At 46.7% G+C, this 21,606-nt stretch carries 18 protein-coding genes, 1 tRNA gene and 2 pseudogenes; 13 read left to right on the forward strand and 8 right to left on the reverse strand.

Going from position 1 to position 21,606, the window contains the following annotated elements:
• The first annotated feature begins 9 nt into the window (after positions 1-9).
• The 4 genes from pqiA (at position 10) to rmf (ending at position 4,056) form a co-directional block, all read left to right on the forward strand.
• The gene (gene pqiA, locus AYY17_RS09875; protein WP_082981349.1) at positions 10-1,293 is read left to right on the forward strand and encodes a membrane integrity-associated transporter subunit PqiA; all 1,284 of its coding nucleotides are present in this window, start codon (positions 10-12) and stop codon (positions 1,291-1,293) included.
• A 4-nt stretch (positions 1,294-1,297) separates the two neighbouring features.
• Positions 1,298-2,950, forward strand: coding sequence for an intermembrane transport protein PqiB (pqiB, locus tag AYY17_RS09880; protein ID WP_067423551.1), 1,653 nt, complete (start codon positions 1,298-1,300; stop codon positions 2,948-2,950).
• 1 nt (position 2,951) lies between these two features.
• The gene (gene pqiC, locus AYY17_RS09885) at positions 2,952-3,542 is read left to right on the forward strand and encodes a membrane integrity-associated transporter subunit PqiC (RefSeq protein WP_067423349.1); all 591 of its coding nucleotides are present in this window, start codon (positions 2,952-2,954) and stop codon (positions 3,540-3,542) included.
• Positions 3,543-3,888: 346 nt separating this feature from the next.
• Entirely contained in the window at positions 3,889-4,056 is a 168-nt protein-coding gene (gene rmf / locus AYY17_RS21205) for a ribosome modulation factor (RefSeq protein ID WP_074401164.1), read from the forward strand.
• Between the two features lie 70 nt (positions 4,057-4,126).
• On the opposite strand, the gene fabA is transcribed toward rmf, so the two are convergent.
• The gene (gene fabA, locus AYY17_RS09890; protein ID WP_067364065.1) at positions 4,127-4,645 is read right to left on the reverse strand and encodes a bifunctional 3-hydroxydecanoyl-ACP dehydratase/trans-2-decenoyl-ACP isomerase; all 519 of its coding nucleotides are present in this window, start codon (positions 4,643-4,645) and stop codon (positions 4,127-4,129) included.
• Between the two features lie 86 nt (positions 4,646-4,731).
• A pseudogene (locus AYY17_RS09895) lies at positions 4,732-6,476 on the reverse strand (AAA family ATPase).
• 261 nt (positions 6,477-6,737) lie between these two features.
• On the opposite strand from AYY17_RS09895, the pseudogene matP reads away from it, so the two are divergent.
• A pseudogene (gene matP / locus AYY17_RS09900) lies at positions 6,738-7,187 on the forward strand (macrodomain Ter protein MatP); the annotation flags it as partial.
• A gap of 64 nt (positions 7,188-7,251) precedes the next feature.
• Here matP and ompA read toward each other — a convergent pair.
• Positions 7,252-8,340: a porin OmpA gene (gene ompA / locus AYY17_RS09905; protein WP_067423351.1), complete on the reverse strand. Its 1,089-nt coding sequence runs from the start codon at positions 8,338-8,340 to the stop codon at positions 7,252-7,254.
• A 351-nt stretch (positions 8,341-8,691) separates the two neighbouring features.
• Positions 8,692-9,210, reverse strand: coding sequence for an SOS-induced cell division inhibitor SulA (gene sulA, locus AYY17_RS09910; protein WP_082981350.1), 519 nt, complete (start codon positions 9,208-9,210; stop codon positions 8,692-8,694).
• A gap of 223 nt (positions 9,211-9,433) precedes the next feature.
• Between sulA and AYY17_RS09915 the strand changes: the two genes are divergently transcribed.
• Positions 9,434-10,045 carry a TfoX/Sxy family DNA transformation protein gene (locus AYY17_RS09915; protein ID WP_082981351.1) on the forward strand — a complete coding sequence of 204 codons (612 nt, stop codon included), beginning with the start codon at positions 9,434-9,436 and terminating at the stop codon, positions 10,043-10,045.
• Between the two features lie 59 nt (positions 10,046-10,104).
• Here the strand turns inward: AYY17_RS09915 and yccS are convergent, their stop codons facing one another.
• Positions 10,105-12,333: a YccS family putative transporter gene (gene yccS / locus AYY17_RS09920; protein ID WP_067423353.1), complete on the reverse strand. Its 2,229-nt coding sequence runs from the start codon at positions 12,331-12,333 to the stop codon at positions 10,105-10,107.
• Positions 12,334-12,500: 167 nt separating this feature from the next.
• On the opposite strand from yccS, the gene helD reads away from it, so the two are divergent.
• On the forward strand, positions 12,501-14,555 hold the full coding sequence (gene helD, locus AYY17_RS09925) for a DNA helicase IV (protein WP_067423356.1): 2,055 nt from the start codon (positions 12,501-12,503) through the stop codon (positions 14,553-14,555).
• A gap of 5 nt (positions 14,556-14,560) precedes the next feature.
• Here the strand turns inward: helD and AYY17_RS09930 are convergent, their stop codons facing one another.
• Positions 14,561-15,019 carry a methylglyoxal synthase gene (locus tag AYY17_RS09930; protein ID WP_067423358.1) on the reverse strand — a complete coding sequence of 153 codons (459 nt, stop codon included), beginning with the start codon at positions 15,017-15,019 and terminating at the stop codon, positions 14,561-14,563.
• A 275-nt stretch (positions 15,020-15,294) separates the two neighbouring features.
• On the opposite strand from AYY17_RS09930, the gene AYY17_RS09935 reads away from it, so the two are divergent.
• Positions 15,295-15,708, forward strand: coding sequence for a CoA-binding protein (locus tag AYY17_RS09935; protein WP_067405052.1), 414 nt, complete (start codon positions 15,295-15,297; stop codon positions 15,706-15,708).
• A gap of 63 nt (positions 15,709-15,771) precedes the next feature.
• Here AYY17_RS09935 and hspQ read toward each other — a convergent pair whose 3' ends face one another.
• Both hspQ and AYY17_RS09945 read right to left on the reverse strand, forming a co-directional pair.
• Complete coding sequence (hspQ, locus tag AYY17_RS09940) at positions 15,772-16,092, reverse strand: heat shock protein HspQ (RefSeq protein WP_190973062.1); 321 nt, start codon at positions 16,090-16,092, stop codon at positions 15,772-15,774.
• 248 nt (positions 16,093-16,340) lie between these two features.
• Positions 16,341-16,670, reverse strand: coding sequence for a TusE/DsrC/DsvC family sulfur relay protein (locus tag AYY17_RS09945; RefSeq protein ID WP_067423360.1), 330 nt, complete (start codon positions 16,668-16,670; stop codon positions 16,341-16,343).
• 201 nt (positions 16,671-16,871) lie between these two features.
• On the opposite strand from AYY17_RS09945, the gene AYY17_RS09950 reads away from it, so the two are divergent.
• From AYY17_RS09950 to AYY17_RS09970, 5 genes are all read left to right on the forward strand, one after another.
• A tRNA-Ser gene (locus tag AYY17_RS09950) sits at positions 16,872-16,959 on the forward strand.
• A 313-nt stretch (positions 16,960-17,272) separates the two neighbouring features.
• Positions 17,273-17,632, forward strand: coding sequence for an MmcQ/YjbR family DNA-binding protein (locus tag AYY17_RS09955; RefSeq protein ID WP_067423363.1), 360 nt, complete (start codon positions 17,273-17,275; stop codon positions 17,630-17,632).
• A gap of 85 nt (positions 17,633-17,717) precedes the next feature.
• Entirely contained in the window at positions 17,718-18,005 is a 288-nt protein-coding gene (locus tag AYY17_RS09960) for a putative quinol monooxygenase (protein WP_067423365.1), read from the forward strand.
• A gap of 731 nt (positions 18,006-18,736) precedes the next feature.
• Entirely contained in the window at positions 18,737-19,006 is a 270-nt protein-coding gene (locus AYY17_RS09965; RefSeq protein WP_067423367.1) for a helix-turn-helix domain-containing protein, read from the forward strand.
• Between the two features lie 144 nt (positions 19,007-19,150).
• On the forward strand, positions 19,151-21,343 hold the full coding sequence (locus tag AYY17_RS09970; RefSeq protein WP_067423369.1) for an autotransporter domain-containing protein: 2,193 nt from the start codon (positions 19,151-19,153) through the stop codon (positions 21,341-21,343).
• The last annotated feature ends 263 nt before the right edge of the window (positions 21,344-21,606 follow it).

The raw sequence follows: 21,606 nt of genomic DNA on the forward strand, positions 1-21,606 counted from the left end.
AACGTAACAGTGTGTGCTCATCATTCACATGATTCTGACATGGTGCTGTGTCCGCAGTGCGACCTGGTGGTTGATGTCCCTGAGCTTGCCCGGGGAATGAAAGCCGAATGTCCGCGCTGCCACACACACCTGACTGCCCGCTGGCGTGAACCACGTCGTCAGCCGCTGATGTATGCTCTCTGCGGCCTGGTGATGTTTGTTCTGGCCGGCATGTTCCCGTTTGTCTCGATGAAAGTGGCGGGCATTGAGAGTGAAATCACGATTTATCAGATACCGACAGTGATGTTGGGTGATAATTATGCTGAGCTGGCACTCTTCTTTATGGCATTTGTTCTGGCGGTTCCTGTGTATTGCCTCGCAGCGATTACCTTGCTGTGTAACGGGATCCGCCTGCCCCGGTGGTTAGCTGTACCCATGACCAAACTGCTTTTCCGGCTGCGCACCTGGTGTATGGCGGAAATTTTTCTGGCGGGTGTCCTTGTCAGCTTTGTGAAACTGATGGCTTACGGGGATATCGGGCTGGGCATGAGTTTTCTGCCGTACTGCCTGTTTTGTGTGATGCAGGTGAGGGCGTTTCAGTGCCTTGATAAACACTGGATCTGGGAACGGATAGCACCGCGTCCTGCTCTGTCTGTCCCGTTGATTGCAGGAAAAGGCGGGCTGGCGCAGGGCGTGCGGTTGTGCGGCACCTGTCAGGCTATTCTGCCGGCAGGTATGCGGGAGTGTCCGCGTTGTCACAGCAAAGGACATGCACGGCGGCCGAACAGTCTGCAACTGACCCTGGCACTGTTATTTACCTCACTGATTTTATATATCCCGGCGAATCTGCTGCCGATTATGATCACTGAAACACTGGGTAACGGATTTGGCTCAACCATTATGGCGGGGGTTATCCTGCTCTGGGGAGACGGTTCTTATCCGGTGGCGATGGTTATTTTTATTGCCAGTATTATGGTGCCGAGCCTGAAAATGCTGGCGATAGGCTGGTTATGTCTCGATGCCAAAGGTTACGGGATGCGTGATCCGGGCCGGATGCACTTTATTTATGAAATGGTGGAATTTGTCGGGCGCTGGTCCATGATCGACGTTTTCGTGATCGCGGTGCTGGCGGCATTAGTCCGGATGGGACGCCTGATGAGTATTTATCCTGATATTGGTGTGATTTTATTTGCGCTGGTGGTTGTCCTGACGATGATCGCCGCCGAAATGTTCGACCCGCGCCTGACGTGGGATCGACGTGATAAACAACGGGCGAAGTCTTCAGAGGAGCCTCAGCTTGAACGACAAAAATGATGATTTGACAGACTCAGATGCAGACAGCCTGACGGACGCGAAAGTCAGTAAACTGAAAAGCTGGTCACCGGTCTGGATTATCCCCATCGTCACGGTGCTGATCGGTGCCTGGATCCTCATCAGCCATTTTCGCGGGCAGGGACCGGAGATCACGCTGATAACCTATAATGCGGAAGGGGTTGAAGCCGGGAAAACCAAGATCAAAAGCCGCAGCGTGGATGTTGGTGTGGTGGAAAGCGTTATGCTGGATCAAAGCTACAGCCGCGTTATCATCAAAGCACGTCTGAATGCGGAAATGAAAGATGTGCTGCGCAAAGATACGGCGTTCTGGGTTGTCAAGCCGACTGTCGGACGTGAAGGCGTCAGCGGGCTGGGCACTCTGTTGTCCGGTGCGTATATCCAGGTGCAACCGGCAAAAACCGGGGCTGTGAGCGAAGAATTTGAGCTGCTCGATTCTCCACCGCTTGCCGCACCCGATGCAAAAGGGATCCGCGTGATATTGACCAGCCAGCAGGCCGGTCAGCTTAATCCGGGTGATGCGGTACTGTTTCGCGGATTCCGTGTCGGCTCTGTGGAAACAGCCGAATTTAATCTCGAAGAACGCGATATGCAGTATGAACTGTTTATCAATGCGCCTTATGACAAACTGATCACCACAAATGTCCGTTTCTGGAAAGACAGCGGCATCTCCTTTGATATGTCCTCACAGGGCGTAAGTGTGCAGATGGGCTCTTTATCAACGCTGTTCAGCGGTGGTGTCAGCTTTGATGTGCCGGATGGCTGGCAGCCGGGCGAAGAAGTAAACCCGAAAACGCTGTTTAAACTGTTTGATAACCAGAAAAATACACAGAACTCACTGTATACCCAGTATAAAAGTTATCTGCTGTTCTTCTCTGACTCTGTCCGTGGTTTATCGCCGGGCGCTCCGGTGGAGTTCCGCGGTATTCGTTTGGGAACCGTGGCACAGGTGCCTTTCTATGCGAAAGGGCTGGCACAGACATTTGATCAGGACTTCCGTATCCCGGTGCTTATCCATATTGAACCGGAACGTTTTGAGAAAGATGTCGGTAAGGGCTTCAAGCTGGAAAAAGAGCTGCAAACCGCACTTCAGCAAGGGCTGCGTGCTTCTCTGAAATCCGGCAATCTGCTGACGGGCGCACTGTATATTGATCTCGATTTCTATCCGGAGCAGGATGCCTGGAAAGCGCCGCTGAGTATCTCTGATTATGAAGTTCTGCCGACCACCAGTGGCGGATTGGTTCAGCTGCAACAGAAAGTCCTTGCTGCACTGGATAAAATCAACGGTATGCCGATTGAGCCGATGATGAAACAGGCAACAGATACGCTGCGTGCCAGTGAAAAAACGATTGCGGAAGCACAAAAAACCTTGTCTGAGCTGAATGGATTACTGGGCAGCAAAGAGTTCAAAGCGCTGCCGAAAGATCTGCAATCAACATTGCGCGAACTGAACCGCAGTATGCAGGGTGTTCAGCCGGGATCACCGGCTTACAATAAGCTGGTTGATGATATGCAGCGCCTGGATCAGGTTCTGCGTGAACTGCAACCGGTATTGCGGACACTGAACAATAAGAGCAATGCGCTGGTCTTTGAAGCGAAGCCGCAGTCTGATCCTCAACCTAAGAAGGGGAAGAATTAAGATGAAAAACCTGGCGAAAGCGCTGGCATTTCTGGGTATTTTTGTACTGGCGGGATGCAGCAGCATCCCTGAAAAACAGTATTATCAGTTGCCGTCTGTTACCTCATCATCAGCCGGTGCGGATCAGTCCGGTTACCGGAGCAGCACCGGCGATAACCGGGCACCACAGCTGTGGATCCAGCGCATCACACTGAGTGATGTGCTGGGTAATTCAGGCATCGTTTATCAGACCAGTGATGTGGAATACAGCATCGGCAGCACAAATTTATGGGCAGGACCGCTGGAGCAGCAGTTACTGGATGCGATGACCACAGAACTCAGCCAGGCATTACCGGACAGACTGGTTTCTGTGCAGCCGCTGGAAATGAAACCGGATACACTGACCATCAGTGTGACCGGTTTCCACGGACGCTATGACGGTAAAGTGATTGTGGCGGGCAGCTGGATTTATACCCACGGCGAAAATGTTATTCGTCATCCGTTTAACCTTGTTCTGACACAAAGTGAGAACGGGTATCCTGAACTGGTCCGTACCCTCGGCGAGGGATGGGCGCAGGTGGCGAAATCGGTCGCAGAAGAGATACGTAAGTAATCCGCAAACTGCCCTCTGTGGTGTAAAAACAAAGGGCAGTTTAGTATTAAAAGAGCAAATTTGTGAAACAGCTCTCATTCCTCTGATTAACAGTCTGATTGCAAAACTAATTTAGTTCCCATTCTGTTTTACTCTCTGCCTGTGTTTACGGTTGCATAAAAACTAATCAACTGATTACGCTGATAAAACAATCCCCCTGTTTTTACTATGTATTTTTTTGCAAAGCGCACCTGACACGCCCTGAATCTTCTTTACTTGCAATCCTCAGCCCGACAGCGTATTTCTGTTATGGGTTGAATAAAACTCAACCTGTTTTGACACTGAATAACATGAGGGAAGTAACGGCATGAAAAGACAAAAGCGTGATCGTTTAGCGAGAGCATTAACCAAAGGTTATCAGGCGGGTATTTTAGGACGTTCTAAAGAGTGTTGCCCGTATCTTAAGATTGACGAACGTTCTCACTGGCTGGGAGGCTGGCGCGAGGCCATCGATAACAGGGCGGTCATTGCGTAACCGGATTTGAATAATAAAAAACCTCCGCAAGCGGAGGTTTTTTGCAGGTAAGACGTCTGAGACCGGCGGATTAAAACGCGCTGGTATCTTTAAATAGTCCTACTTTAAGATCCGTGGCGGTATAAATCAGTTTGTCATCGACAAAGACTTCACCATCACCGATACCCATAATCAACTTACGGTTGATAACACGCTTGAGGTGAATACGGTAAGTGACTTTTTTCGAGGTCGGTAATATCTGTCCGCTGAATTTAACTTCACCCACACCCAGCGCACGGCCTTTACCTTCACCGCCCAGCCAGCCGAGATAGAATCCGACTAACTGCCACATTGCATCCAGGCCTAAGCAGCCCGGCATTACCGGATCGTTGGTGAAATGACAACCGAAAAACCACAGTTCAGGGTTGATATCCAGCTCAGCTTCAATATAGCCTTTATCAAAATGACCGCCGGTTTCGCTCATTTTAATGACGCGATCCATCATCAGCATGTTGCCGGATGGTAATGGCGGCCCGTTTTCACCAAAGAGTTCACCCCGTCCTGAGGCTTCAAGTTCCTGCTTTGTGTATGAATCTTGTTTTGCGACCATAACTCAATCTTTGCCTTGTTTTTCAGATAGGTTACACAATAGCGTACACTTGTACGCTGAACAAGTCCGATCAGATAAAATGTGAGCTACTTCCACCAACGGGAGAACCACGGTGCTCTTGGTTTATCCTGATTGTTTGCCAGGAAAATCCGATCCTGAATTATAGCTAACAGGTGTTCTCCGGAAGGATTATTTTCTTCTTCATAATACGGCATTTTCATCAGATGTGATGCCGCCTGTGACACATGCGAAGCTGTGCAGATACGGAACTCACCCGCACGTACTGCATCAACAACATCATCCGACAGTACAAGATGGCGTTCGTTGGAGGCAGGAATAATGACCCCTTGTTCCCCGGTGAGCCCTCTGCTCTGACACAGACGGAAAAAACCTTCTATTTTTTCATTCACGCCGCCAATAGCCTGGACGAAACCAAACTGATCGACCGAACCGGTTACGGCAATCTGCTGGTCAACCGGCTGCCAGGAGAGGGCGCTTATCAGTGCACAAAGCTCGGCCAGAGAGGCACTGTCACCATCTACTTCGCCATAGGATTGCTCAAACACCACAGAAGTCGAGAACGGGAACGGCTGATCCAGTTTCAGTTCGGCAATCAGATAAGCCTGCATAATCATCATGCCTTTTGCATGAATATTACCGCCAAGCTCAGATTTGCGTTCAACATCAACAAACTCACCGTCACCGATATGTGCAACACAGGTAATGCGGGAGGGTTCGCCCACCGCCTGCGGGTGGCCCGGATACTGAAGGACAGAGAGCCCGTTTATCTGACCGACGGTACTGCCCTGCGTCTGGATATAAACCTGGCCCTGAAGCATTTCGTCCAGGCCTCTGTCAGCCAGATAGCCATGACGCCAGAGGCGGTTTTCCTGAATCTTGCGCAGAGCTTCGGCTGTAATTGTCTCAGACGGCAGCAGTGTTGCCGCATCACGCAGTAATGACGTCAGCCATAACAAATCAAGCGGCAGTCGTTTCTTATCTTCCTGGTGGCGCATTCCCTGACGGATCAGTTCATACCAGCCATCGGGACTGAGTGACGGCAGCTGGTTTTCTTTCAGCAGACCATTGATAAACTGACACCATACAGTGAGCTGCTCAATGTCTTCAATCTGACTGTCAAACTCATATTCCCCGTACAGGCTTCTTCACTGAGTTCCGGCTCTGTCAGCATGAATTCATCAAGACTCATACGGTCACCGACTAAAATGACACGCAGATCCAGAGGCATACCATCGACAGGGAACGGCAGCGGGTGTTGTTCTGTGTGTGCCAGCCACTCAAAACGCTGAGCGCAGACCATTTGTTTCAGGCGCAGCCACATTAACGGCTGTGCGAGCAGGCTGCGCATTGAGATAATCAGGTAGCCGCCGTTAATCTGATGGATCAGACCGGGTTGCAGCTGAACATGCTGATGATGTGTAAATACCTGACCAAACAGCTGTTCCGGCTCGACCCAGTCGCAGACAGCAAAAGGGCGTGTTGCACTGAAGTGACCATTATCCGCAGGTGTAAAAATAAACCGGTGATTATCAAAATGGTATTCACCGCCGGCGGTACGTTTTTGCTGAGCGCGTGCATCAGGCGGCAGCAATTGCGCTATCGTATTCAGATAACATTCACTTTCATCACTTTTTACCAGTATAAAACGGCGCTTGGCAGCCGGATGACTGAAAAGTGACAGGCTTTCCTGCAAACGGGCCTGTACCGCGTCTGTACCCAGTGCAGGGAGTGAAGAGGCGGTTTGCAGGAGCTCGTGGTAACTGTTTTCATCAGGCAGTAATGATTGCCAGGTTAATTGTTTAATATTCACTCGGTATTGTCTACTTTTGATGATGTCAGGCGTATGTGAGGTATGTAAGGATCAGGTGCTTTCCGCCGTGTGCGGCTCTCAGCACTGCCTTTGAATAGTAACGGAAATAATGAGGCATTGTAGCGCGTAAGTATGTCTGATAGCTATCCTCGTGACGTTTATTTTACCCGGCCGGATAAGAGAGAATCTGATTTAGGAGCGGTTTTTTAAAGCAAATATTGCTATGCTTATGAAAGTGTTACCCTGTCACTGAGAAAAATAATGAAATATCAACAACTAGAGAACCTGGAGTGCGGCTGGAAGTGGGCATATCTGGTCAAAAAACACCGTGAAGGTGAAGCTATTACCCGGCATGTGGAGAAAAGTCAGGCAGAAGACGCGGTTGCACTGCTGCTGAAACTTGAATCTCATCCTGTCAAAGTCACCGGCTGGATACAAAAGCATATGTCACCGGTATTGATAAACCGGATGAGTCAGACTATCCGTGCCCGTCGTAAGCGCCATTTTAATGCTGAGCAGCAACATACCCGTAAGAAATCTGTCGATTTGGAGTTTTTGGTCTGGCAGCGTTTATCTGCATTATCACAGCGACGCGGCAGTACATTGTCAGATACGATTATTCAGTTACTGGAAGATGCGGAGCGGAAAGAAAAATACGCGACGAAGATGACGTCTCTGAAGGAAGATCTGCAAAACTTATTGGGCAGCGACAAAAATAAACCCCATCCGGAGACGGGGTTTATGAATTCATTGCGTTATGCAACCGAATCAGAAATTACTGAGCAGCAGCCTGTGAAACTTGTTCAGTTACGCCCTGAATTTCGATTTCAACACGACGGTCTGGTGCCAGACATTCGATCAGAGCAGCGCGCTGTTTGATATTATCACATTTGTTGCCAGTGATAGGATCTTCTTTACCGCGGCCTTCTGCACGGATGCTGCCTGTAGGGATACCTTTAGCAACCAGGTAATCTACAACGCTCTGAGCACGTTTCTGTGACAGTGGCAGGTTGTAGTTCTGTGAACCGATGCGGTCAGTGTAACCGATAACCAGGACGTTGCCCTGAGTTGGGTCGATTGACGCCAGTTCGTTGAACAGCTGGTTCAGAGCTTCCTGACCTTCAGTTTTCAGAGTTGACTTGTTGAAGTTAAACAGAACGTCTGAACGCAGGGTGAAACGTTTGTTTTCAACAACAGGAGCAGGAGCAGGAGCTGGCTCTACAACTGGTGCTGCAACGTCATCCTGACCGAAGCGGTACGCGATACCAACACTCAGCATGCCGTTATCCGGACGTGCGCCCAGAGTTTCTTTATCGCCGATGTTGCTGATCCACTGATATTCCACACGAGCGGCGATATCACGGGTAATTGCGTATTCAGTACCCAGTGCAACTAACGGTGAAACACCGGTGTCGTTCTGAGTTTTCTGTGCGCTGCGAACACCGCCGGCAACAGTTGAATAGCTTGAATCTGCACGCCATACCATGGCACCCAGACGTGTATAAACGTCTAAGTCTTCCATTACCGGATAGCTCAGTTTGGTAGTCAGCTGAATACCCTGTGCTTTGAACGCGCCGTTGTTACCGTCGCCTTTATAAGGCATACGACCTAACCAGTCGTAACCTAATTCAAAGCCCATGTACTGGTTGTGCTGGAAACCAGCATATGCACCAGCACCGATCTGGTCTTTATGGGTAGGACCAGTGTTGCCTAAGGTTTCACCGTCCAGGCTTGTACCGGTGTTCTGATACTGGGACCAACCTAATTTAGCACCAGTGTACCAGGTGTTATCTTTCGGAGCTGCTTGCGCAACAGTTGCGAAAGCTGCTACTGCTACTGCCACTGCGATAGCTGTCTTTTTCATTTTACGCCTCGTTATCATCCAAATAGGCTCTGGCTTGAATAGCCTTATTTTTGCCTTTGGTTTTTAAAAATAGTCAGGGATTATGTGCTCAATTTAGTAAATAGCTCCCAATAGGGAATTTTAAGCACTACCTTAACGGTGTAAAGTCTACAGCGAAGTTCAAAAGTTACAAGGGTATCCGACAGAATTTGGTTAAAAAAAAAGCAAAAAAGTGTACTGATTCATAAACATACAAAATAGTCAATTTCTTTGGATATTTAGCTTAACGCATTGAAATATTGTAATTTTATTAACTAAGCCGAGCAAATGATACGGGCTTGTAAAAAAGACTGAGAATATTCTTAATTCTGCTTAGTGATAAGGGAAAGAGTGAATTTGTACTATGTTCAGTTGTCGTGCCTGCGGCGCATTATCATTATGCCATTCCTGAGGCCGCATAATAAAGCCCAGGCAGCTTCCCAGCAGAGCCGCCCGCTGCAACCGGTAATTTTCCTGTTCAGTTAATACCGGCAGCCAGCCAAGAACAACACTGTAGTTACCACTGGCGAGTGCTTTCTCCATTGCATCGACACTGTTGATTACCGGAATACGGGAAAGTTGCATGATTTTATCACGGGGCAGCTGATTTTGCGCCAGCCACCGGCGACTGAGTTTTTCACCGGGTGCCAGCCAGAGCAGCCAGCGTGGTTCACCGGCAAACTGGCGTAACAACGGAAGCAGAATATGAGTCAGGATCATATCATTATTGCGATAGACCAATTCGCTGACCATACCGGTTGTGCCTGTTTGTGAGTGACCCGCCCGCGGAAGGGCTGGTGACACGGATGCAGACGTGGCAGGGAGATATTCCCGGATTGATTGCTGGCGCATAGTTGACCTCACATAGTGATACTGTATGGATGTACAGTACAATTCAATTTCCCTTAGATCAAGTAAATTTTTTCCAAGCAACTCGCAAATTTCAGGATTGCCGGGCGTAAATACGAATTTATCGTTGGCAATTGCAGAAACATTCCTTATTTTGTGGCGACGCTGAGCTCAGTCACGGAATGACATAACGATACATTTAACCTGCTTTCAAGGGACTGATAATATGAAGGATTATTTGAAATTGTCAGATGTTCAGTTTGATCGTCTTCAACGCAGCACACAGCCGTTTGGCCGGATCCGGTTAAAATCACAGTTCGGATGTATGGGGTTATCAATTGACGGGGTAACCTTTGCACTCATTGCCAATAGTCAGCTCTGGCTGAAAAGCACAGAGGCGACCCGGGATCTTTTCTGTCAGATGGAGCTGTACGACAGGTTCACATATCCGAAAAGGATACTGCCGATGCGGATTAATTATTACCGGGTGACTGAAGCCGTGTGGCTGTGCCCTCAGCAGTGTGAGTCTCTTTTTTATCAGACCTACTTCCATGTCCGTGCATTTGCACTTTCGCAGCAGCGGCTGCCGTCACGGATTAAAGATTTACCTAATGTGGACAGAGCATTAGAGCGTCGTCTCTGGCATGCGGGGATCCGCCAGGTGGATGACCTCTATTTATTAGGCGCGAAAGCCAGTTTTCTGAAGGTAAAAGCGCGTCCGAAAAATGAACTGAAACTGTTATTTGCCCTCGCCGGTGCGATTGAAGGCTGCCACAGTGCAGTATTACCGAAAGCACTGCGTGAGGATCTGATTCACTGGCATGGCCGCTTAAATTAAGGCTGGTGTTGATACCCCGGGGAATGCTGTTATCTGTTTTGTCCCCGGGGTCCGGCTGATTATGATGGCTGATGGTTGCCGGGCTCTGTATTGTCAGCTGTGGTTTTTTGTTTGTTCCGCTTTTTCGTACTCTGCTGCCTGTTATGTTCTTTTTCAGTAATCTGGCGGATAAGCATAACAATATCAGGGATTAAATTGAGCAACAGGCGGATTTGCTCTGCAACCAACTGCTCTGCACTGTTGTTTTCACACTTACATTTATCAAGACGTTGCGCCAGTGCATCAGCAATCGCCCGGATCTGCAATTCGCCCTGACGACCCTGTTGCAGGGCGGCTTCGGTATAACGGATAGTGTCATTCAGCAGACGCAGAATAGTATCATCCGTCAGTTTTGTGCGGTGAGCGCCGAGAGCGGAAATATAGCTCAGCAGTGTGTGGTTCAGGCAGAGCAGGCGGAATGCTTCATCATGAGATGTCCGGTAACTGCTGGGCTCAGATGAGATATTCGCCACAACAGAGGCAAATTCGCCGTCACTGATGTGCGCATCCCTGCGGGCTACCCGGTAATCCAGCCCGTCATTTTTACCGTCATAATACTGGCGCAGAATTTGCTCAAGATAACGGCCGTTTGCCTGCATCGTGCGGTCAATAACCAGAGGAAGCTGACGGTATTTCCAGTCCGGCCAGATATAGCTGACCGCAAACCAGGCAAGGCCACAGCCGATGATGGTATCAACAATACGGTGAAGTGCGATATCAAACCCTTCGCCCAGCAAATTAAAGCTGAACAGAACGAGCAGGGTAATAAAGATAGTGGCCTGAGCATACTGGCTGGTACGGAAAACAAAAAACATCAGCCCGGAAATTACCATCAGAATCAGCTGCCCTTCATAAGACGGCACAAAATACATGATTGGCAGACCGATCAGGATCCCCGTGAGTGTCCCGGTTATCCTCAGCATCAGGCGGCGTTTGGTGGCACTGTAGTTCGGCTGGCAGACGAAAAGGCTGGTCAGCATAATCCAGTAGCCGCGGTTTAAATCAAACAGCTGGATAATGGCGTAACCGGCACACAGCAGTACTGACATCCGGATAGCATGGCGGAACAGTGCCGATCGCGGGGTCAGATTCTGCCGGAAACGTGACCAGATATCACGCAGCCCCTGAAGGTTTTCATTGGAAAGCCTTGCATCTTCCTGCAATTTTTCAGCCGGTAATTTGGTCTGTTCCGCACTGAGCCCTTTAAGCTGAGAATCGACACCCCGCAGATTACTCAGCAGATGGCGCAGTGCCATCACACTGCTGTTACCGGGCTTTTGCTGCTCCAGCAGATTAAGTGAGTTTTCCAGATAGGAAAATACCCGCTCAAAACGCGGATTATGCTCATATTTTTTCCGCTGTAAGATGGCCTGTGCGACGGCGGCACAGGCCCGCCCCTGCATTGACATCAGACGCTGAAAACGGAACATAATATCGCTGTAACGCAACTCATTGCTTAAATTCTGATACTGAATATGGGATGAACTGGCCCGTTCATGAATATCCTGGGCGACAAAATAATAGTGTAATGCATGCCGGGTGCCTCGCTGCCCGCGGTCACCTTTCAGCCGCGAGAACAGCGACGTTTTTGCCTGATTCATTGATGCGGTGAGCGCACTGTTCGCCATCGCCAGTTCAAATACTGTCTGCTGATAATCTTCTTCAATATCCGGATCAAACAAGTTCGCTTTGGCTTCCAGATAATTTGACAGTTGCAGATAATAGCGGGAGAGATTGTCCTGTAACGGGCGTATCGGAAACAACAGGTGTCCGGTCAGTGTCAGCAGGTTGTACCAGACCGCCCCGGCCAGCAACAGCAGTGGTTGCTGATACCAGTCATTAAACAGGTTTTTTCCCAGCATGGTATAAATGGCGATCAGCAGTGCGCCAAACGCAATAGTTGCGTAGCGTTGCCCCAGCGCGCCCAGCAAAATAAATCCGCTGGTTGACAGCGCAAGACCTGCCATAAAAAGAATGTGGTGATCAAACAGCAACTCGATGGAGGCTGAGGCGACAAAAAAAGAGATAAGTGTGATAAACAGGTTGCGCAGGCGGCCGGCCAGCCGGTCATCCAGGTCAGTCAGCGCTGCGGCTACCATCCCGAGTGTCAGTGCGATAGTGACTTTCGGCGGCATATGCAACAGCCACGGCACCAGTGTGGTACCTGTCAGCGCAATAAATATGCGGGTATAGTAAAGAAAATGGCTGTTATAAATATAACGGCTGAAGCCGCGAAATGCTGCAAGCACAGTAACCTCAATAAGTCAGAAATACCCTTAACAGGAATTTGGCAGTAAACTAATCGTGTCTTTTCTGTAATATGGCAATGGTATGGCGCAGGTACAGTTTTTACCACATCTGTTTTTATCACATATTGATTTCAATCTTGTATCAGTAACGTAACGGTGCGTAACTCATGGAATTAAAATCAACACAAATGGGGCAGACATTAGCCCGGCATCCTTACAATCGCGTACGGTTACTTAACGCCGGTATCGAAGTCAGCGGGGAAAAACACCGGTATGTTATTCCTTTCAATGAGTTAATCAATATTCAATGTAAACGGGGCATTGTCTGGGGAGAGATGGAATTTGAGCTTCCGGATGAACAGGTTGTCCGTCTGCACGGTACACAATGGCAGGAAACTCAGCAATTTTATCATTACCTGACGGATGTCTGGACCCGCTGGAGTGATGAAATGAGTGTGGTCAGTGCGCAGGTACTGGAAAAGCAGGCAGGTGAAATCACCGCCGTCATTCAGGCTGATCGCTGGCTGACACAACCTGAAAGCCGGAAACTGCGCGATAACATCATAAAATCATTCAGCGCGCTTCCGTTGCCGCAGGTGCGGTTAAATGCGTTTGAAAACTGTGCCGCGGCGTATCAGTTCTGCCTGGGCTGGCTGGAAAATACCGATAAGAAACGCCGTCAGCGTAATCGTGACTGGTCACAGCAATGCCTTGAAACCTATGCTGATTTTTTTGCCAATATTGAATCCTCCCCGCTGAATCAATCACAAAGTGAAGCGGTGGTAAATGGTGAGCCGTCTGTGCTGGTACTGGCGGGCGCAGGCAGTGGTAAAACATCCGTGCTGGTGGCGAGAGCGGGCTGGCTGTTACGCCGGCAGCAGGCATTACCGGAACAAATTCTGATGCTGGCTTTCGGACGGCAGGCGGCAGATGAAATGAATGAACGTATTCAGCGCTGCCTGCACACAGATGAGATCCGTACCAAAACATTTCATGCGCTGGCACTGCATATTATCCGCGAAGCAACTAATAAATCACCGGTTATCAGTGCGCTGGAAAGTGATACCGCTGCCCGCCATGAACTGATTAAATCGGTCTGGCAAACACAGTGTCGTGAGAAAAAAGCACAGGCAAAAGGCTGGCGGGAGCTTATCAGTATCAGTCTGAACTGGCTGCTTGATGAGGGCGAATACTGGGAAGATGAGGCACTGTGTCGCCGCATTGTCCCGAGAATCGATCGCTGGCTGAGCCTGATGCGGATGAATGGCGGTAGCCAGAAAGTAATGATCGAATCCGCCGAACCGGATATCGCACCTGAATTTACAAAGCAAATCAAACTGATGGCGCCATTTTTAAAAGCATGGAAAAGTGCGCTGAAAGAAGAGGGCGCGACCGATTTTTCCGGGCTTATTCACCAGGCCGTAAACCTTATCGAAAAAGGACGGTTTATTTCGCCGTGGAAAGCAGTGCTGGTGGATGAATTTCAGGATATTTCACCGCTGCGTGCCAACATTATTCATGCTTTGCGGGCACAAAATCCGCAGACAACGCTGTTTGCTGTCGGCGATGACTGGCAGGCGATTTACCGCTTCAGTGGTGCCGAACTGACGCTGACCACGGATTTCAGCGCGGTATTCGGAGAGGGCGGGCAGTGCGCGCTGGATACCACATACCGCTTTAACAGCCGGATCGGTGAGGTTGCTAATCAGTTTATTCAGCGAAATCCGCAGCAGTTAGCCAAGCCGCTGAACAGCCTGACAAAAGGGGATAAAAAAGCGGTTCTGTTACTACCGGATACCCAATTGGACGCATTGCTCAATAAAATGAGTGGTTACGTTACCGCAGAAGAAACTATTTTGATTCTGGCGCGTTATCATCACCTGAAACCGGACATTTTATCGGTGGCGGCAACCCGCTGGCCGCAGCTTAATATCCGCTTTATGACAATGCACGGCTCAAAAGGGCAACAGGCAGATTATGTGATTCTCACCGGTCTGACCGATGAGAAAGACGGTTTTCCGGCGGCTGCGCGGGAATCGGTGATTGAACAGGGACTATTACCCCGTGAGGAAGAATTTCAGCACGCCGAAGAGCGCCGTCTGATGTATGTGGCGCTGACCCGGGCGAAAAAACAGGTCTGGCTGCTGTATGATAACGCATCACCCTCCTGTTTTGCCGCCGAGTTGGCTGACATGGGTGTCAGCCGGGTGAAAAAGCCCTGATTATTTTATTTTGTGCGCTCATTTAAATAGCGGGCGTAATCCGGGATGACAATATCCACATCTTTGTCAAAATCCGGGGAATGAATAATAAAATCAGCGGTGGACATATTTGTGGCGACCGGGATATTCCAGACGGTCGCCAGGCGCAGCAGTGCTTTGACATCCGGGTCGTGCGGTACCGCATTGAGCGGATCCCAGAAGAAAATCAGTACATCAATTTTTGCCTCAGCAATCATTGCGCCAATTTGCTGATCGCCACCCATCGGCCCGCTCAGCATCCCGGTAATCTCCAGTCCTGTCTCCTTGCTGATAAGCAGTCCGGTGGTGCCGGTGGCAAAGAGCTTATGTTCCTGTAATGCTGTCAGATTACGTTTAACCCAGTCCAGTAATTTGGTTTTGTAATGGTCATGCGCTACAAGGGCAATTTTTTTATGCTTGGTCAGTACACGGGTTGTGGATTCCATAACACTCTCTTTTTGCGGCAGATTAGACGAATAAAATATTATTCAATAACATAAGCGAAAAAAACCATCCCGCCAACCGGTGATTGTCCCTCTCTTATGTTATACCCTTATTCATTCAAACTGCAGGTTCGTTGGCTGCATTCAGCCAGCCGGGTCACATACTTGTGTATGCTCCCCGTCTGTCTTCCCTTGCCGCCTGCCTGCATCTTGAATGACGTTGGGTATATAACTCAGAAACTCAGATTATTTTTGCGGGTGTATGATAAGGGGCATATATGAATGATACCGTTTTGACAGATATTCTTCAGCAGGTAAAAACCATTGCTGTTGTCGGCGCGAGTGATAAACCGGATCGCCCGGTTTATCATGTGATGGAATATCTGCTGGGTCAGGGCTACCGGGTAATCCCTGTCAGTCCGAAACTTGCAGGTAAGACACTGATAGGCCAGATGGTTTACGCCACGCTTGCTGATATTCCGGAACCGGTTGATATGGTGGATGTATTTCGCAATGCTGATGCCGCACCCGGTATTGCACAGGAAGCCATTGCTGTTCACGCAAAGGTGTTGTGGTTACAGCAGGGTGTTATCAGTGAGGAAGCAAAATTAGTGGCGGAAAATGCCGGGTTGCGTTTTGTTATGGACAGATGCCCGAAGATTGAAATTCCGCGTCTGGGATTGGAAAAATAAGAATAAATAAGAAAAAAATAAAGCCCCGGCATGTGAGTGGCGGGGGCTTATCTGTATTAAGCCCTAATTACGCAACCGGGGCGACAACAGTTGGTTGCGGATAGATTCAGCCAGATCGTCCATAGTGATATTGTCGGGGTGATCTTTGTCCATCTCATAAGTAATCTGAGCTTCAGCCAGATAACTATGGATAGGTTCACCTTCATCATCTTCCATCACGACGTGATACCAGGGCGCAGAGCGCAGGTTCATATTGGATGCGATATCGTCCTCTTCCGGCTGATCCAGTGAGTATTCAGGATCAATGTCAACAATTACGCCCAGGTAGCCAAGCAGCTTATGGCGAACTTGTTGTCCGATACCGAATTTACTTGAAATCATCATAATCACCTCCGAAGAAACGTTGCTCTGTTACTAATATGGGGGTTACCGATAACAGATTCAATCCCTTTATAGATTGGTATTACCTATTTCTGTAATCAGTGGTATCTGACTGTTTCAGGTTATCGGCGGCTGCGGTAAATTACAACCGGCGGATAACGATAAAGATTAAAATAGGGATAATGGCATGAAAAGGAGTGACATAATGAATACAGGACGCGATTTTCCGGTTCATTGCGAACCGGCTGGTGTCAGATACATCTTACCGGCTTAGGTAAACCTGCCAGTTTTGTCGCCTGCTTAGCCGGACCTTTCGGGAACAAGCGGTACAAATAGCGACTGTTTCCCCGATCTTCGCCATACTTTTGTGTAATGGCTTTTACCAGCATACGGATAGCCGGTGAAGTGTTGAATTCCAGATAAAACTCCCGCACAAACAGGATGACTTCCCGGTGCTGCTCTGTCAGAGAAATCTCTTCCTGCTCAGCAAGCAGCGGCACCATACTTTCCTGCCAATCCTGAACATTGAGCAAATAGCCCTGAGCATCGGTGGCGATTTCACGCCCTTCAAACACAAACATAATCGAAACCTGGTAAACCTGATGAGTAATGAGACCGAAAATGTAGCAAAAAACGGGGAGTATCCCAAGCTTTCGGACAGATAAATCAGCAATGATGATGAAAAATAGAGCTAACACATTGAGATATGACTAAATTTTCAACATTCAGAACCCCGGGGACTTTACAGAACCCGGAGAGAGGTCTATAGTGCACGTCATTGCGGAGGGGTGGCCGAGCGGCTTAAGGCAGCGGTCTTGAAAACCGCCGATGGGTAACCATCCGAGAGTTCGAATCTCTCCTCCTCCGCCACTATTCAACGCCATGCTATTAATTAGCATGGCGTTTTTGCTTTTAAGCTCCTTTCCATATGCCACTATATTTTAATTCTCCTCAGTACCTGTCGATAGCGATTGGATTGTTTATCCTCAAAATGAGCAATTTTTAATATCACAGCTAAAATCTGTTACCTATTTATAAAGCTAAGCGTAAACAATCTCTGTTTAAAACCAGAAGTCAGCGTTAATAACGATTGGTCATGGAACCGGGACCGATTAGCCCGCTTGATTGACTGCGATAAATGGCGTTAACTGTAATAGTTGATAATTCATTTTAAGGTGGCAACATGAAAAGGAATGATCTGATTAGTTATATCCAAAATAATTATGGGGTATCTCCTGAATATCCATGGGATAAGTACCCAAATTATGTTGTATTCAGACATCAGGGCAGTTCTAAGTGGTTTGCCGTCATTATGGATATATCTGCGGATAAATTACATGAAAAGGGCGCAGGGACTATCATTGATATCATCAATGTTAAGGTTGAGCCTGAACTGGTTGGTTCGCTTCGCTTAAAAGAGGGTGTTTTTCCGGCATACCATATGAATAAAGAGCACTGGATTACCATAAAATTGGATAATAATTTTAGTGAATCTGAACTTAAATCATTGATCGATGGCAGTTACAGGTTAACTCAAAAATAGCACGAGTCCGCCTGCATTAAATGAGTCAATAAGCAGGCTGTTCGTATAGTGTATTTTATCTATTTAAGAGCTGATGGAGCCGGACATGAACGAGATCCGTGTAGTTGCAACAATGGTAGCAAAAGAAGAATACAAAGATGATGTATATGATGCACTCAAGTCCGTTGTAATACCGAGCCGCCGGGAAGCCGGAAATATTAAATATGAATTACATCAGGATATGCAACACGATGGAACCTATGTGTTTTTTGAAATATGGAAGTCACAGGACGCTTTAGATGAGCATAATGAGACGCCGCATTTTAAAGAATTAATTAATAAAATTGATGGCAGGCTTGATGTGCTGGACATTAAATTATTAAAACAAATTTAAAACACGGTGGATTCAATTATCCGGAATTTCCGGATAGTTGACGAGATCGAAGCTCATAGCAGGATCCTTTCAGCGTTTCACACTGGTAACCGCAAAGTGGCAGTGACACCAAAACGGCCAGATTTAATACAATATATTTAACTTAAGCTAACGGTTGGTGGGGGCTTTGTCTGATGTGTCATTTTTGACCCGGCATTGCCCTGCTGCTGCTTATTTTTTCTTTTACAATAATAAAATAACTTTAAATTCAATCAATTACATAATTATATATTGATCTGCCAATTCTGGTATTATTAGCCTTCCATCGTAAGTATATTGAGCATGTTGGTTTTTTATTCTTTCAATTGATAATTTGTAGAATTAAACACCTTTAGTGAGGGTATTTTAAGTGGTTATTGGTTTTTAATTTTATTTTTTAACAAAAAACACATTTCATGCACATTTTTTGTTTGTCTTAGTAAGAAAAATCCAATAAATTAGCGTCTCTGGTTTAAACCAAAATAAATGGTGGCGATGGTATGGTTATGACTGCCTGGTGAATTATGCCGATAAATACCGATATCCCAGAGGCGGTAATCTAATCGCCTGAGTACCATATGGCAGATATTATTGATATTCATCTGAATTGAATATCATTCTTTTATTATGGATTAAACTGTTATTGTATTTTTACAAAGTAATACTCTCTTCTATTGAAACAGTAAGTATATACCTCTGCGGGGGAATTCAGCATGATCAGCAGCGATGAATTAAAAGATAATATAAGTATAATAATAAGAAAACGTATATTTGATAAACGAAAAGAACGGCATTTATCAGGGCGGGAGGTTGCCGAACTCCTCGGTATAAGCCAGCAACAGTACTCTTGTTATGAGAGAGGGGTTAGTCGCATTGATATTGTTACTTTAGTAAATATATCAATTATATTCAGAACCAGTATCAATTGGTTTTTAAAAGACATTATGTCACTGTATAGAAAGCAAAAGAGTCAAGAAAGCTGAATTATTTAATTATTTAATTATTTAATTATTTAATTATTTAATTATTTAATTATTTAATTATTCAACGCTATTTGTTCGTGTGTTTTTATCCACCATCCGTAATTAATTACTTTATTAATTTTACTAAACACCATTTGAGTTTTTATGTCTGTGAATAAACAACAAGTATTTAAAAAATCGTTATTAGTATTAATGTTTTTTTCAGGAACCTCATTTTCTTTTGCCGCAATGGATTATGAACTGTCGGCTCTTGAAACGAGCGGGCAAGCAACTGCAATTTCGGCTGACGGCAGTATTGTCGGGGGTACCTATGAAATCGCGTCTGACAGTTACCGTCCTTTTCTGATAAAAAATGGTCAATCTGTTGATTTATCAGAAATACAGAAAGAAGGGAAAAGTACATATATTACAGGGATCTCTGCTGACGGAAATATCATCACGGGCTCTATCCGTGATATGGGTAGTGACGGAGTATCACAGGCTTATATTTATAATACGGATACCGGATATCTGTATTTATCTGATAGTAAATCATACGGGAACGCCGCTTCAATTGCGATTTCAGGTGATGGAAAAATGATGGTTGGTATTGCTGACAACCGTGCATTTCGTTTTTCTGAAGAGAAAGGTTTTTCACTTTTAGATTCAGGCAATACTGCGTTTTCCAGTGCTAATGGCGTAAATACTGATGGTAGCGTTATTGTCGGCAGGTCGACAAATAAACAAAATAATTTACAGGCATTTAAATATACTGATTCAACTGGTGTTGTTAGTTTAGGTACGTTAATTAAAGATAATAAGGGTGAATCAAGTGCAAATGCTATTTCTTCAAATGGTCTTGTGACGGTTGGCTGGTCTTTTGCCAATGAAAATGATGATATGCATGCTTTCCGTCATACGGATATTGAGGGAATGCGTGATCTCGGGACATTAAGAAAAGATAACAGCGGCTTTTCAACGGCATCTTCTGTCTCCCGTGATGGTCAGTTTATTGTCGGGTCGTCATCAAATGAAGATGATTATTCACGCGCATTTGTGTATGTATCAGATGAGAAGAAGATGTATGAATTAAAACCGTTAGAGAATAATCTGACGGGTGAGTCGAGTGCTGAAGCTATTTCTGATGACGGTAAAGTGGTGGCGGGTTATGTTCAGGGCGATAATAACGAAACCACAGCTGTTTTATGGAAGCTGAATTATACACCGGAACAGATAATACCGCCTGAACCTGTAATACCGCTGACGCCACTTGAGCCGTCAAAACCGGAAATCCCGGTGACGCCGCTGGAGCCATCGAAGCCGGAAATCCCCGTGACACCGCTGGAGCCGTCAAAACCGGTAATCCCCGTGACGCCACTTGAGCCGTCAAAACCGGTGATACCGCTGACGCCACTTGAGCCATCAAAGCCGATTGAAGTGAATAAGACCCGCAAAACTCTTGATAAGATGGCGAATAGCAGTGACCAGATTTTGGATCTTTATCAAACGGCACTATATAACCTGGCCGACAGCCGTTGCCAGATGGGCAGTGACAGTTATTGTGTCGGTTTATTCACGCAGTATGACAGTGTGCAGCAAAACAACCGTGTTGCGACCGGTTTATTTGGTTCATTCCGTTTACGTGCAGAAAACTGGACAACGGGCGCGTCTTTAAATTTTGCCAATAATACTAATTTGGCTGAAGGTTATGATACCCGGGGAAGTAATCATCCTGCTGTAGGTGCCTGGTTGCGTTATCAGGAGAATATGGATAATACCGGACTCAATTCTGAGCTTTCTGCTGCATTCTTACAGCAGGGACTGGAGATTACGCGCAAAGCTCAAAAAAATTCCGAGGAAGGGAAAGGATATTCGGATATCAAAGGCTATTATGTCAGCTTACAGACGGGTTATGGTATTGCGCTCAGTGAACAGACTAACATAACACCGTTAGCAGCACTCAAATACCATGATGTAAGCCGCGCCGGCTATACTGAATCTGATAATATTAATTTCCCTGCAGTTTATGGCCGGGCAGGAAATAAAAACCTTGATTTACAGCTTGGTGTTAATATAAATCATCGCGTTAATGAAAGTATCGAACTTGATGGCGGCATTGGTGCGGATATCCGGATTAATCATAAACGTGATGATTTTACAGGGCTTATCCGCTATGTGAACGATTCAGATTATATTTACTACCGCGGGGAAAGCCAGAGTGTAAAACCTTATGTTCATGCGGGTCTGAATTATGCGATTACACCTGATTCCACGCTGCGCGCAAATGTGGGCTACCACACTACGGATTATCGTAATGACGGTGTGCAGGTTGGTCTGAATTACTCTTATCATTGGTGATATACATTAATCATTCAGAATACTGAATATTCTGCACAAAAATATCCGGCAATGCGTTTATTGCCGGATATTCTCCGATACTTCCTGCCAAAATCATCCTATGCGTTTTAATTTCATTTTTGTGAGTTTAAGTGAAGTTAAAATCTGCAAATGCAGCTTTTGTTAGTGTCATTGCCTTTATTTTAGTTGCCTGAAAAAAATAAATTACTTCTGGATTGGCAGGTTTATAATCCTGACAATCAATTGACTTATATGCAGTGACA

This window comes from Morganella psychrotolerans (genome assembly GCF_001676055.1).
Taxonomy (GTDB): Bacteria; Pseudomonadota; Gammaproteobacteria; order Enterobacterales; family Enterobacteriaceae; genus Morganella; species Morganella psychrotolerans_B.